The sequence below is a fragment of the Pseudonocardia charpentierae genome, assembly GCF_031845345.1.
Taxonomy (GTDB): domain Bacteria; phylum Actinomycetota; class Actinomycetes; order Mycobacteriales; family Pseudonocardiaceae; genus Pseudonocardia; species Pseudonocardia charpentierae.
Map to the genome: position 1 here is coordinate 68,060 of NZ_JAVREJ010000018.1, position 12,537 is coordinate 80,596.

Below are 12,537 nucleotides of genomic sequence, written 5' to 3' on the forward strand. Positions count from 1 at the left end.
CCCGTGCAGCTCAAACCCGTCGCAGCCCAGGTCGTCGTCGTGATGGGCGCCTCCAGCGGCATCGGCCGGGCCACCGCCCTGCGCTTCGCCGAGCAGGGCGCGAAGGTCGTCGTCGCCGCCCGCGGCGAGCCCGGACTCACATCGCTCGTCGCCGAGATCGAGGCGGCGGGCGGCACGGCGACCGCCGTCGTCGCCGATGTCACCGATCCCGCGCAAATGGAGGCCGTCGCCGACCGAGCCGTCGATGCGTACGGGCGCCTCGACACCTGGGTGCACATGGCCGGCGTGCTGCTGGTCGCCGGATTCGACGACACCACCCCCGAGGAGTTCGCGCGGGTGCTGCACGTCAACCTGCTCGGGCAGGTGCACGGCGCCAAGGCCGCGCTGCCGCACCTGCGACGTGACGGGGGGGCGTTCATCTCGATGTCGTCGATGGGCTCGCAGCGCGGCATCCCCCTGCAGACCGCCTACTGCTCGTCCAAGCACGGCATCGACGGCTTCCTCGAGGCCCTGCGCGTGGAACTGCAGCGCGACGGTGTCCCCGTGAGCATCACCCAGATCATGCCCGGCACGATCAACACGCCGCTGTTCGACAACGCCCGCACGAAGATGGGGGTCAAGCCGGTCGCGCCGCCACCCGCCTACCCGGCACGGGTCGTCGCCGACGCGATCGTGCACGCCGCCGCGCACCCCGTGCGGGATCTCGTCGTCGGCGGTGCGGCCAAGACACTGATCACGGTGGAGAAGTTCGCCCCGCGGGTCGTCGACGCCCTGCTGCGCCGGGTCGGCTACGAGATCCACGACACCGGCGAACGCAAGCCGGCCGATGCGCCCGACAACCTGGACGCGCCGCTCACCGTCAACGACACCGTCGAGGGCACGGTCGGCGGGGTCACCCTCCGGCACAGCGCCTACACCTGGCTGGCCATGCACAAGCCCGTCCGCAGCACCGTCCGAACGCTCACCCGACCGCTCACCGGCCGTCGCACCGGGTCGTCGCGCGCCGGCGGCGCCGCGACCGCCGCCGCGCGCCGCGCGTTCCGGCCCACCGCCGCGGGACGCTGACTGGAGGTTTGGCCGTCCGGCCGGCGGGACACGTCTCGCCCCCGGCCACGCCGCACGGCGTGGCCGGGTCGAACCGTCGGATCCCGGGAGAGAGCAGTGGCAGGTGCAGACGTGGCGACCATCGCCGACCAGAGCCTGGAGCATCTGGGGGGACGGACAAGCATCCTGGCCCGCCAGCGGGCCGACCATGCTCGGCTGGACCGGTTGATGGCGCGGGCGCGGACGACGGTGCAGGAGGGCGGCACCGCCCACCAGGTGGCCCTGCGGGCCGTCGCCCGTCTCGTCTTCACCCATGCCTTCGCCGAGGAGTCCGTGCTGTTCCCGGCCGCCCGCCGGGTCCTGCCCGAGGGCGACCCGCTGACCCTGCGCATCGAGACCGACCACCAGGAGGTCGACGAGCTGGTGGCGCAGCTGGACCGTTCGTCGTGGTCGGACCCCGGGCACCGGGAGCTGATGGAACGCACCTTCGCGGTGCTGGACCACGACGTCCGCACCGAGGAGGACGAGTTGCTCCCCCGCATGCAGCAGCTGCTCGGAACGCGCCGGCTGCGCCTGATCGGCTGGCAGTGGGAGCTGGTGCGGCGCATCGCCCCCACTCGCCCGCACCCGGTGGTGTCGCGTCGCCCGCCGGGCCAGGTCCTGTCCGCACTTCCGCTCACCGTGCTCGACCGGGCGCGCGACCTACTGCAACGGTTCGACGAGGCAACCCGCTGCCGGTTGACCGGACCTGTGTCGACTGCGGACCGCCTCCTGGCTGGAGCCGCAGGGGCAGTCGAGCGGACACCGGTGCTGCGGCGGGGAGAACGGCCCGAGACCAGCCGCTGACCACCGCTCTCCCACCTCGGGCCGGCGGATCGGTCGTCCGCAGCCGTCAGCGGACGGAGCCGGCCCGCCGGGCGGTTGCCCGCCGGGTCGCCGCGGTCACGAAGTACAGCACGACTCCGAGGCCGAGCAGCAGCAGGCCGCGGATCCACACGCCGGCCTCCTGCTGGGTCAGCAGGACGACGCACGACACCAGCGCGAGGACGGGCAGGACCACCGGCGTCCGGAAGTGGTCGTGGTCGACCCGGTCCTTGCGCAGCACGAGCACCGCGGTGTTCGTGCTGAGGAACACCACGAGCAGGAGGAGGACCACCGTGTTGGCCAGGATCTCCAGGTCGCCGGTGAGCGCCAGGGCCATCGACACGGCGGTCGTCACGAGGATGGCGACCCAGGGACTGCGCCGGTTCGGCAGCACCCGGCCGAGCACCGACGGCAGCAGTCCCTCCGACGCCATCCCGTAGGTGAGCCGACTGGTCATGATCGAGGTGAGCAGGGCACCGTTCGCGACCGCGATGAGGGCGATCAGCCCGAACACCCACGGGGGCAGCCCGACGTCGGCGACCCGCACGACCTCCAGGAGCGGACCGGACGACGCGGTCAGCTGCTCGGTCGGCACCGCAGCGGACGCCGTCAGGCCGACCAGCACGTAGACCACGCCCGCGGTGAGCAGGCCGCCGAACAGGGCCCGCGGGTAGTTCCGCGCCGGGTTGACGGTCTCCTCGGCGACGTTGGCCGAGGTCTCGAAACCGACGAACGAGTAGAAGGCCAGCAACGCCGCCCCGAGTACGGCCGGCAGTGGGGAAACCCCCTCCGGGAACTGCATGACCCGACCGACGTCGCCGTCGCCCCGGCCCACCACCACGGCGCCGAGGACGATGACGAGCAACAAGCCGGAGAGCTCGATGACGGTCATCACGACGTTCGCGCCGAGCGACTCCGAGATGCCGCGCAGGTTCAGCGCCGCGACCAGGCCGAGGAACACGAGCGCGGCGGGCACGGCGGGCACGTCGAGGAACGAGCGGAGGTACTCGCCGCTGAACGCCAGCGCCAACCCGGCGACGCTGACCAGCCCCGCGGCCAGCATGCAGAAGCCCACGACGAACGACACCAGGTCGTTGCGGTAGGCGCGACGGGCGAACACCGCGGCCCCGCCCGCCTTCGGGTACTTGGTGACCAGTTCGGCGTACGACGCGGCGGTGAGCAGCGCCAGCACGAGTGCCACGGCCAGCGGCAGCCAGATCGCTCCGCCCGCCTCCACCGCCATCTCCCCGACCAGTGCGTAGATGCCCGCGCCGAGGACGTCGCCGAGGATGAAGAGAAACAACAGCTTGCCGCTGATCGCCCGCTTGAGCGCAGTGTCCTGCTCGCCCTCGGCGTCGCCCTGGGAACCTTCTGTACTCACTGCCACGGCGGCGGGTCTACCCCTCCGTCGCCACGGCTAACGTCCGCGTCCTGTGTCACCGGGCTGGCGGCACTCCGAGAACCACACGTAGGCTTGACAGCGGTCCAGCAGCGCGGCCATCTCCGATGCGTCTCTCCGAGGTGAGCTGTGACATCCCTGGTGGTCGACATCATCCCGACGCCCGGGGCGATGCTGGTGACGGCCTTCGGCGAGGCCGACCTGGCGACCGTCACGCACTTCCGCGAGTGCCTGAGCACGGTCCCGGACCGCGACACGGTCGTGGAGACGTCCGGCGTGACACTGCTGTCGGCAGTGGGGCTCAGGGTGGTGCTCGACCTGCAGGACCGGCTCGCCGCCATCGGCGCGCGGCTGGTGCTCGCAGCGCCATCACACCAGGTCCGACGCGTCCTCGCCGTCACGGAGCTCGAGACGCGACTGCCCACGGAACCGACTGTCGCCGACGCACTCGACTCACTGGCTGCCGGCACGACGAATGCTGTACCCGGCGGGTAGCTGATCACCCCGAACCGCTCATCACGTCGAGGGTCAGCGTGGAGTCGACCACGGCGTGGGCGCAGTCGGTGACACGTCGGTTGTTGCGCCGGGCGTACCGACGCAGGACGGCGAAGGCGTCGGTCATCGCGAGCCCGCCCTGATGCGCGAGTACGCCCTTCGCCTGGGCGATCACCTGATCAGTGCCTCCCAGGCCTCCGGGCTCGACGCTGAACAGGTTCATCGCGCCCAGAGTCTGCTCCTGGAACCGCAGCGGCACGGCAGGAACCGTGCCTGCTCGCTCGTCGTCGCCATCACCTTCAGCGTCCCGCTCGCATCGCTCAGCACCAGACCCACGGCGTCGATCGCGAGGAGATGCACACAACGCTGCACAAGACGGTCCAACAGCTCGACCACGTCGTATCCGTTGGCGAGGGCACCGGCCAGCTCCACGAAGGCCTGGGCCAACTCGGCCGCCCGGTCATCGCCACTCCCGATATCCACGACGGTTGAGTATCACCCGACGCGGCCGGTACACCTGCGAGCTGGTCGACGCTCCGGTTCGCACGCGCAGCCGTGACCGCCACTAATGCGTGAACGTCTCAAGCCGGCCCGGCTATCGTGCATGCCTGCGCTCTTCGAGGGAATACCCGGCTCCTCACACGGACACGGGAGTCATCGGTATGGCAAGAGGCGAGACGCATCACGGCGCCGAGGTGACCGCATGGGAGCTGGCCGATCTCTTCTACGCCGGCGACGAGACCGTGCTCGACGACGAACCCCACCAGGAGCAGTGCTGCAGCGGCACGATGCGCTGCGCTTGCGTTGCTGCCGGGCTTCCTGGCTGACGTCAGTCCGCGTCAGTTCACGGCGCAATCGGGGCAGAGTGACGATGAGTCCGAGCGAGCCGGACGGTCTACTACCCCCATGGGCACTCTCAGCTACTCGATGAGCATCTCCCTCGACGGCTACATCGAGGACGTCACCGGCGACATCGCCTTCTCGGAGCCGGACGAGGAGGTGCACCGCTTCGCCAACCAGCAGGCCCGCGAGACGGCGGCGCTGCTGTTCGGCCGGGGCCTCTACGAGGTCATGGAGGAGTACTGGACGGCACCGGAGCGGGCCGACGGCGACGAGGTGGAGGCGGAGTTCGCCCGCGAGTACACCGCGACGCCGCGGATCGTGTTCTCCGACTCGCTGGACTCGGTCGCGCCCGGGTGCCGGCTCGTGCGCCGCGTCGACGCGGTCGACGAGGTGGTCCGGCTCAAGGAGGAGACCGACGGCGACCTGACCGTCGGCGGCGCCGGTCTGGCGGCGTCGCTGCTGGACCTGATCGACGAGTTCCGCCCGATGGTGGTGCCGGCCTTCAGCGGCGGCGGCAAGCCGTACTTCCCGCTCGGTGCCGACCTGCGGCTGCGACTGGTCGAGCAGCGCATCTTCGGCAGCGGCACCGTCTACCTGCGTTACGCGCGGGTCGGTTGACGTCGGGCAGAGCCCAGCCGACCCATCGGCTCATTCGTGCGGAGTCCGCATCGAGCGGGCCGCCAGTTCGGCACGGGACCGGACCCCGAGCTTGGTGTAGATCCGGGTGAGGTGGAACTGGACGGTCTTGATCGACAACATCATCTCGTTCGCGACCTCCCTGTTGCTCTTCCCCGTCGCGACCAGCCCGGCGACGGTGCGTTCCTGGTCGGTGAGCACGTCGGAGGCCGTGCCGCGCGGCACAGGGCGACCGGTCTTCAGCTCGCGGTCACAGCGCGCCACGTACACGTGCGCGTCGAGGGCGGCGAACGCGGATCGCGCGGTGGCCAGCAGTTGCGCGGCGTCGCGACGCCGTCCGAGGCGGCGCATGGTCAGGCCGTGCGCGAAGTCGACCCGCGCCTTCTCGTACGGCAGCGGCAGCTGCGCGAGGTGGGCGCGGGCCTGCGCGAACGCCTCCTCGGCACCGGCGAGGTCGCCACGGGCACCGAGGAGCCGGCCGCGGACGTAGCCGAGCCGTGCGCCTGCCGACCGGTGGTGCCGCTGCTGCACCGTCGCCTCGAGCGGGAAGAGGAAGGCGTCGGCTTCGTCCAGGCGGTTGGTGACGACGAGGGCGTTCGCGTAGAGGTCGTGCCAGGGCCAGAAACCCGGTTCGTCGAGGCCGCCACGCGGGCTGCGCAGCACCAGCGGGGTGAGGTGGCGGACAACCGCCTCGTAGTCCGACCGTGCCTCCGCGACGTGGGCGCGGGCGAGCAGCGTCGGGACGGTCATCACCGTGTACGCCTGCTCGGCCGCGCCGAAGCGCAGGTGGCGCTCCGCTTCTTCCTCCTCACTTCGGAGTGCGTGGATCTGCGCGCCCGTCCAGTGGACGAGCGGGCGGAGAAATTCCAGGCCGGTGGTGCCGAGCAGGACCTCGGCCTGGTCCGTCGCGTGCAGCGCCCCCGCCCAGTCGCCGAGCGCGAAACGGGCGCGGGCAAGCCACGCCAGCGCCCACAGCGAGATCCGGTTCGAGCCGGCACGGCGCGCCGTCGGCGCAGCGAACTCCAGCTCCCGGCGCGCGGCCTCGGGGTCGTCCTGCGCCAGGAGCAACCAGCCGAGCCCCATCCGGGCGCGCTGATGCTGGGGGCCCGCCGGGTTGTCGGCCACGGCCCGCGCATAGGCGGCGAACGCGTCCGACACCGCACCGCGCGCGGCGTGCCCGAGTCCGACGATCGCGGCGGCTTCGACGGCGGGCGGAGATCCCGGCTCGGCGAGCTCGACGGCGCTGTCTGCCCAGCGGACGAGCTCGTCGCCGTCCCAGTCCGCCAGCGCGTGCAGCACCTGCCGCTGGCAGACCACCGCGGCCGCCGTCCGGTCCGTGCCGCGCAGCTTCCACGCGGACTCGAGGTAGGACACCGCCTCCGCACGTCTCCCCCGCTGGATCGCCACGTAGCCGAGCACGGCGTCACGGCGGGACCCGACCGGAAGGGCCTCCACGTCCGGCAGGGCGTCGACGGCCTGCCCGAGCAGCCCGGCTCCGGCGAGGGCGTCCACGGCCTGGATGAGCCTGTTCTCGCGTTCGGCGCGCGTGAGGCTGATCCGGCTCGCGTCGATGAGCGCGCCGGCCACGACTGCCCACGCTCCGTCGTCCGCCTTGCGTCGTGCGAGCGCGACCAGCGCATCCGCCAGCCCCGGGTCCGGAAGCGGTGCGGCCTCGACGCGGTGTCGCAGTTCCTCGGTCTCGTCGGTGACCACCTCGGCGGCGCGCAGATGCAGGTCGTGCCGTTGAGCGGGGGTCAACGTGGCGTGCACGGCCTCGCGGACGAACGGCCCGGCGAAGCTGAGTGTGTCGAGGCCGTGCCCGGCGGCCGGGCCGAGAAGCCCGGCGGCGTACGCCTCGTCGAGTGCGCCGACCGGCTCGCCGACGTCGCCGAGGAGGGCCGCGTCGGCAAGCACCGGGTTCGGGCCGAGGACGGCCGCCGCCTCCACCAGAGCTCGGCAGGAGGCGGAGCACGCGCGGAGAGAAATCTCCACGCGGCTCTGCACCGAGCCGGGCACCGGGAGCCGGATCTGCCAGTCCGACCACCGGGAGGGCGGGGTGTCGCGGAGGATCTCCTGCAGGTGCCCCGGATTGCCGGCCGTGTGCTCGCAGAGGCGGCGGGCGACGGGCAGCGGCAGGTCGACCGCGGCGACCCGGGCCGCCAGGAGCCGCACCTGCTCGGGGGTCAGGGGCTGCACCCGGACGTGCTCGGCGGACAGGTGCTCGAGGATGTCTGCGGCTCCCGCGTCGCCGCCGCCGTCCGGGCCGGTCCCCCGGGCGAGGAGCAGCAAGAACTGTGCGCCGTGCAGCCGGGCGACGGCCGAGACCACCGCCTGCAGCGATGCGGGGTCGGCATGCTGGGCGTCGTCGATCGTCACCACCAGTGGCTTCTCCCGGGCCGACTCGTCCCAGCGGCGCGCGAGCGCTGTGCCGACCGTCGCGGCGTCCCGCCCGCCGGTCTCCCGGTCGGGGCCGACGTCCGCGCCCTCTGCGACGATCAGCCGGCCCAGCAGCGCCCCTGCGCAGGAGCGCTCCCACGGCAGGCCGCTCACGACGACGGCTGTCACGTCCGGGTGGCGGTGGCGGAACCGCCGGAGCAGCGTCGACTTCCCGATCCCCGCCGGACCCTCGAGGACCGCGACGGTGACCTCGCCCGTACACGCCCGGTCGAGCAGGGCGTCGAGCTCGGTCAACGCCGCAGAGGTCCCGATCAGCAGGACGTCGTCGTCCGGGTGCACGACTTCTGACTGTAGGGGTGTCGCACCCGTGAGCGGGAGCCCGACGCACGCGGATGGAGCACCCGGGCTCGCGCCTAGGCGTTCGCCCGGCGCGAAGCCGGGGCCGCGACCGCGAGGCTCTGACGTGTTCTCGCACGGTGAGTCGTAGCCCGCACAGCAGGAGGTGGCATGTGAGCAACTCGGCGGACGGCCGATCGGTCACGAGCAAGCTCGCCGCCATTCTTCAGACGTTCTCGACGGGCAACGTCCACTCGCTCTCCGACATCGCGCGGTCGGCGAACCTGCCGGTCTCCACGGCGCATCGCCTGACCGCCGAGCTGGCGGAGTGGGGTTTCCTGGAGCGGACCGACGACAAGCGCTACCGCGTCGGGATGCTGGTGACGCACCTCGGCACCCGCGTGTGGCACGAGCCGAACCTGCAGGAGCACGCCCGACGGATCCTCGACGACCTGTCGTCGGCCACCCACGCCACGGTGCGCCTCGGCGTGCTCGAGGACCTGGCCGTCTCCTACGTCGAGAAGCGGCCCGACACCCACACGGCGTCGACGACCTTCGAGACCCGGGTCCTGCCGGCCCACGCGACCGCGATGGGCAAGGCGTTGCTCGCGTTCGCTCCGCAGGAGACCGTCGACGCCGTCATCGACAACGGCCTCGACCAGTACACGCCGTTCACGATCGTCGCAGCTCCAGCACTGCGGCGCGCACTCGCGATCGCCCGGATGACCCGGGTGGCGACGACCCGCCAGGAATTGCGCCTCAACACCGCGGCAGTGGCCGTACCGGTGGTCGCAGGCGGCGGTGCGGTCGTGGCCGCTCTCGAGCTCACCACCAGCGGAGCGGGCTACCAGCTGCACGTGATCCAGTCGGCCGTCGTCGTCGCCGCCCGCGCGCTGTCGCGCGAGCTGACCGCGAGCCAGCGCCGGACGAGACCGGACCGGTTCGCGGTGCTCCAGGGATCGTCGGTCGTGCCACTGCGGGCGGCCGCGGTGACCGTGCCGGAGGTGGCGGGCCGCACCGCAGGCCGCAGCGCGGGCTGAACCTCACTCGTTCCTCTCGCCTGCACCCGCAGGCGGAACCCCACCTTGAGTGTGACCTGGTAGTGGTTGACCTCCCCATCCAGGATTTGCGCCCCCGGACCTCGACCAGCTCGAACCAGTCGAGTTTTGTGCATCAGTTGTCCGCGCCCGGCGGGCCTACGCATCCGGTTTCCTCAGATGACGCCGCCGGCCGCGACGATCGCCCGGCGGGTGTTCTCCTTCGCGTTCTCGTTGTGCCGCTTGATCACCGCGACGGCGTCGAGCAGGCTGCCCCGCTCATAGGCGTCGACGATGGCCCGGTGGTCGTCGATGATCTCTGCGTGGGCCTCCGAGCCCTCCCGCAGCAGGGAGACCATGAGGCCCGCCACGCCGAGGCGCCGGTACGGGTCGGCCAGAGCCGGGTTGTCCGCCAGGTCGACGAGCGCGTTGTGGAAGGCCTCGTTGTGTCGGGTGTAGGCCTCGATGTCGACGAAGCGTCCGTCGGACACCAGCGGCACGGTCTCCTCCATGAGCGCGCGCAACACCGCGATCCGTTGCCGTGGCACCTGCCCGACGGTCATCGCCGCCGCCCCGAGTTCCATCGCGCACCGAGCGTCGAAGGCGTGCTCGGACGACTCGGGGGTGACCGGCCTGACGACGTAACCGCGGTCGGGATCGCGGGCGAGCAAGCCGTCCGCCACCAGCTTCGTCACCGCGTGGTACACCGTCGCCGGGAGGACGTCCAGCTCCTTCGAGAGCATCCCGACGTCGAGCGAGTCCTCGAGCGAGAACGACCTGCTCAGGATCCGGTCGCGGAGATCGCCATAGACGATCCGGTCCTGCTCGACCTCGAACCGACCGAATTTGCCTCGGAAGTAGGTCAGCGGCGAACCCTCCCGGGCCACCGCACGCGTGACACCGGCGAGGAACACGCGGTGCGTCCCGGCCAAGACGTCTTCGCTGACCCGGCACTCGCAGTACGCCAGTGAGTCGGCGAGCAGCGGCACGCCACCCTCGCCCCGCTCCAGGTTGAGACCCTCGAACTTCTGACCGTGCGGCGACGCGAAGCGCTCGGCGACGATGCCCTGGTCCTCGTCGAGGATGTTCACCCCGAACGTGCGACTGGAATGGATCGCCTGCTGGGTGCTGCTGCGGGTGTTCAGGCATACGAGGAGCATCGGCGGCTCGAGTGACAGCGACGAGACCGCACTGGCCGTCGCCCCGAAGTCCGCGTCTCCGTTCCGGGCCGTCAGCACCGTGACCCCGCTCGCGAAGTGGCCGATGACGTGCCTGAAGGTCTCCTTGTCGGTCATGTCCCACGTCCTCTCGGAGGTCTGACCAGTCGTCCCCGCGGGCGTGATCACGGCGGCCGATCGCGACGCGGAACCGACCCTCGGACGGCGGGCAGCGCGGCATCAAGCGGGCTTTCCGTCCAATGGACTCCGGACCGCACGAGCCGGGCCGTGATCGTGCGGCCTCGGTCGTCCCGCAAGCCTGCGGCTTTCCATTCGACAGAAAGACCCGTTGTGTCCGTTCCCCGATCTTGCGGATCGTGGCTGCTGCAGCCCCGGACGAGGAGAGAGCTTCATGACGACATCGCTCACGCGGACACCCGAACAGGAGGCCCGGCGGCGCAGCACGGTCGTGTGGGTCGTCGGCATCGCCTTCGTCGGCCTCGTATTCGACGGCTACGACCTCGTCGTCTACGGAACGGTCCTGTCCACGTTCCTGCGTGACCCCACGCAGATCGGTGAGGTCACGCCCGCGGTCGGCGGAGCCCTGGGCAGCTACGCGCTGGTCGGCGTGCTGGTCGGCGCACTGCTCGCCGGTACCGTCGCCGACGTCCTCGGGCGGCGCAAGGTCATGCTCCTGGCCTACGCCTGGTTCTCCATCGGCATGGCCGTCACCGCGATGATGAGCTCCACGACCGGCTTCGGCCTGATGCGGTTCGTCACCGGTCTCGGTGTCGGGGCCCTGGTGGCCACCACCGGCGCGATCGTCTCCGAGTTCGCACCCCCCGGAAAGAAGAACCTCTGCAACGCCATCACCTACTGCGGTGTACCGGCGGGGAGTCTGATGGCTGCGCTGCTCGCCATCATCCTGCTCGCCGGGATTGGCTGGCGGGGCATGTTCTGGATCGGTGCGTTGCCGATCGTCACGCTGCTGCCGCTGGCGTTCTTCAAGATGCCCGAGTCGCCGAGCTGGCTGCTCGCCCGCGGCCGCGTCGAGGAGGCCCGCGCGCTGTCGGAGAAGACCGGGGTGCCGCTGGAGGAGGCGGCCGCCATGGCCGCCCCGGTCGGTGACAAGCCCGAGCGGACGGGCTTCGCCGGCCTCTTCAGCGGAGGGAACGCGCTGGCCGCGATCCTGATGGGGTTCATGAGCGTCACCGGCCTCGTACTGGTCTACGCGCTCAACACCTGGCTGCCCGAGCTGATGACCCGCGCGGGCTTCTCGACGAAGGGCTCGCTCTCGTTCCTGCTGGTACTCAACGGCGGCGCGGTGATCGGCGCGCTGGTCGGCTCCCGGTTCGCGGACCGGTTCGGACCCAAGCCGGTGGTGGCGGGATGCTTCCTGATCGGCGCGCTGTCCATCGCCGTACTCACTCTCAGCCTCCCACTCGGCCTCCTGCTGCTGTTCGTCGCGATCGTCGGCCTCGGCACCAGCGGCACACAGACGCTCATCTACGGCTTCGTGGCCAACTACTTCACCACGAAGGTCCGCGGCGCGGCCGTCGCGTGGTGCGCCGGCTTCGGCCGGCTCGGCGGCGTCGGCGGCCCGTTGCTGGGCGGCTTCCTGGTCGCCGCGGGTCTGGCGCTCAACTCCATCTTCTACGTCTTGGCCGCGCTGGCGCTGCTGGGCACGATCCTCACGCTGCTCGTGCCGACCCGCCGCGCCCCCGAGCTGCATTCGATTCCGATCGAGCCCTCGGTCGCGCCCGGGCAGGGCGTCGCCGCGGCCGGCAGCGGTCAACCGACGGCCTGACGATCAGAAAGAGTGGACGACCATGTACGACCGGATCCTCGTGGCGATCGACGCATCCCCGGACTCGCCCGACGACGCACTCAACCGGACCGTTCAGTTCGCCAAGATGAGCGGCGGGACGGTGCACCTCCTCCACGTCGCGCGCGGGCACATCATCCCGGCGGACATCAGCGCCGGTTCGCGGTTCGGTGTGCAGGGCCAGGAGGACGACATCGACCTCAGAGGTGAGCGGAAGGTCGTCCAGGCCGCTGTCGACCACCTGGCCGCCCAGGGCATCGAGGTGCACGGCGAGCTGGTGGAGGCGACCGACCACGACGCGGCCGAGGCCATCGTGCAGCGTGCGAACGAGCTCGACGTCGACATCATCGTGCTGGGCTACCAGCATCATCGGGGGTCGACGGTGGCCGAGCACGTCATCCGCCAGCACCCGCACTGCTCCGTCCTGCTGGCCAAGCCGCCGGAGGCACACCGTCACCACCGCGGCTGAGCGGCGGCGGTGGTGGCAGCGGCGGTGGGTACCTC

General features: G+C 71.3%; 13 protein-coding genes. 8 read left to right on the forward strand and 5 right to left on the reverse strand.

Features of this window, described 5'->3' with window-relative positions; genetic code table 11:
* The first annotated feature begins 3 nt into the window (after positions 1 to 3).
* Both RM445_RS22975 and RM445_RS22980 read left to right on the forward strand, forming a co-directional pair.
* Positions 4 to 1,065: an SDR family oxidoreductase gene (locus tag RM445_RS22975; protein WP_311558898.1), complete on the forward strand. Its 1,062-nt coding sequence runs from the start codon at positions 4 to 6 to the stop codon at positions 1,063 to 1,065.
* 111 nt (positions 1,066 to 1,176) lie between these two features.
* Positions 1,177 to 1,890, forward strand: coding sequence for a hemerythrin domain-containing protein (locus tag RM445_RS22980; protein ID WP_311558899.1), 714 nt, complete (start codon positions 1,177 to 1,179; stop codon positions 1,888 to 1,890).
* A gap of 46 nt (positions 1,891 to 1,936) precedes the next feature.
* Here the strand turns inward: RM445_RS22980 and RM445_RS22985 are convergent, their stop codons facing one another.
* Positions 1,937 to 3,295 (reverse strand): APC family permease, encoded by a 1,359-nt coding sequence (locus RM445_RS22985; protein ID WP_311558900.1) that lies wholly within the window; start codon positions 3,293 to 3,295, stop codon positions 1,937 to 1,939.
* Between the two features lie 141 nt (positions 3,296 to 3,436).
* Between RM445_RS22985 and RM445_RS22990 the strand changes: the two genes are divergently transcribed.
* Positions 3,437 to 3,802, forward strand: a complete 366-nt coding sequence (locus RM445_RS22990; protein ID WP_311558901.1) for an STAS domain-containing protein — start codon at positions 3,437 to 3,439, stop codon at positions 3,800 to 3,802.
* A gap of 4 nt (positions 3,803 to 3,806) precedes the next feature.
* On the opposite strand, the gene RM445_RS22995 is transcribed toward RM445_RS22990, so the two are convergent.
* Both RM445_RS22995 and RM445_RS23000 read right to left on the reverse strand, forming a co-directional pair.
* Positions 3,807 to 4,025: an ANTAR domain-containing protein gene (locus tag RM445_RS22995; RefSeq protein WP_311558902.1), complete on the reverse strand. Its 219-nt coding sequence runs from the start codon at positions 4,023 to 4,025 to the stop codon at positions 3,807 to 3,809.
* Positions 4,022 to 4,249, reverse strand: coding sequence for a hypothetical protein (locus RM445_RS23000; RefSeq protein WP_311558903.1), 228 nt, complete (start codon positions 4,247 to 4,249; stop codon positions 4,022 to 4,024). Before RM445_RS23000 ends, RM445_RS22995 begins: the two co-directional genes overlap by 4 nt.
* A gap of 248 nt (positions 4,250 to 4,497) precedes the next feature.
* On the opposite strand from RM445_RS23000, the gene RM445_RS23005 reads away from it, so the two are divergent.
* Both RM445_RS23005 and RM445_RS23010 read left to right on the forward strand, forming a co-directional pair.
* Positions 4,498 to 4,629 (forward strand): hypothetical protein, encoded by a 132-nt coding sequence (locus RM445_RS23005; protein WP_311558904.1) that lies wholly within the window; start codon positions 4,498 to 4,500, stop codon positions 4,627 to 4,629.
* A 79-nt stretch (positions 4,630 to 4,708) separates the two neighbouring features.
* The gene (locus RM445_RS23010; protein WP_311558905.1) at positions 4,709 to 5,263 is read left to right on the forward strand and encodes a dihydrofolate reductase family protein; all 555 of its coding nucleotides are present in this window, start codon (positions 4,709 to 4,711) and stop codon (positions 5,261 to 5,263) included.
* A 30-nt stretch (positions 5,264 to 5,293) separates the two neighbouring features.
* On the opposite strand, the gene RM445_RS23015 is transcribed toward RM445_RS23010, so the two are convergent.
* Positions 5,294 to 8,017 (reverse strand): helix-turn-helix transcriptional regulator, encoded by a 2,724-nt coding sequence (locus RM445_RS23015; RefSeq protein WP_311558906.1) that lies wholly within the window; start codon positions 8,015 to 8,017, stop codon positions 5,294 to 5,296.
* Between the two features lie 170 nt (positions 8,018 to 8,187).
* Here RM445_RS23015 and RM445_RS23020 point away from each other — a divergent pair, with 170 nt between their 5' ends.
* Entirely contained in the window at positions 8,188 to 9,054 is an 867-nt protein-coding gene (locus RM445_RS23020) for an IclR family transcriptional regulator (RefSeq protein ID WP_311558907.1), read from the forward strand.
* A 173-nt stretch (positions 9,055 to 9,227) separates the two neighbouring features.
* On the opposite strand, the gene RM445_RS23025 is transcribed toward RM445_RS23020, so the two are convergent.
* On the reverse strand, positions 9,228 to 10,346 hold the full coding sequence (locus tag RM445_RS23025; protein ID WP_311558908.1) for a flavin reductase: 1,119 nt from the start codon (positions 10,344 to 10,346) through the stop codon (positions 9,228 to 9,230).
* Between the two features lie 274 nt (positions 10,347 to 10,620).
* Between RM445_RS23025 and RM445_RS23030 the strand changes: the two genes are divergently transcribed.
* Together RM445_RS23030 and RM445_RS23035 are read left to right on the forward strand one after the other, a co-directional pair.
* The gene (locus RM445_RS23030; protein ID WP_311558909.1) at positions 10,621 to 12,015 is read left to right on the forward strand and encodes an MFS transporter; all 1,395 of its coding nucleotides are present in this window, start codon (positions 10,621 to 10,623) and stop codon (positions 12,013 to 12,015) included.
* Between the two features lie 22 nt (positions 12,016 to 12,037).
* Complete coding sequence (locus tag RM445_RS23035; protein ID WP_311558910.1) at positions 12,038 to 12,502, forward strand: universal stress protein; 465 nt, start codon at positions 12,038 to 12,040, stop codon at positions 12,500 to 12,502.
* Positions 12,503 to 12,537 lie beyond the last annotated feature (35 nt).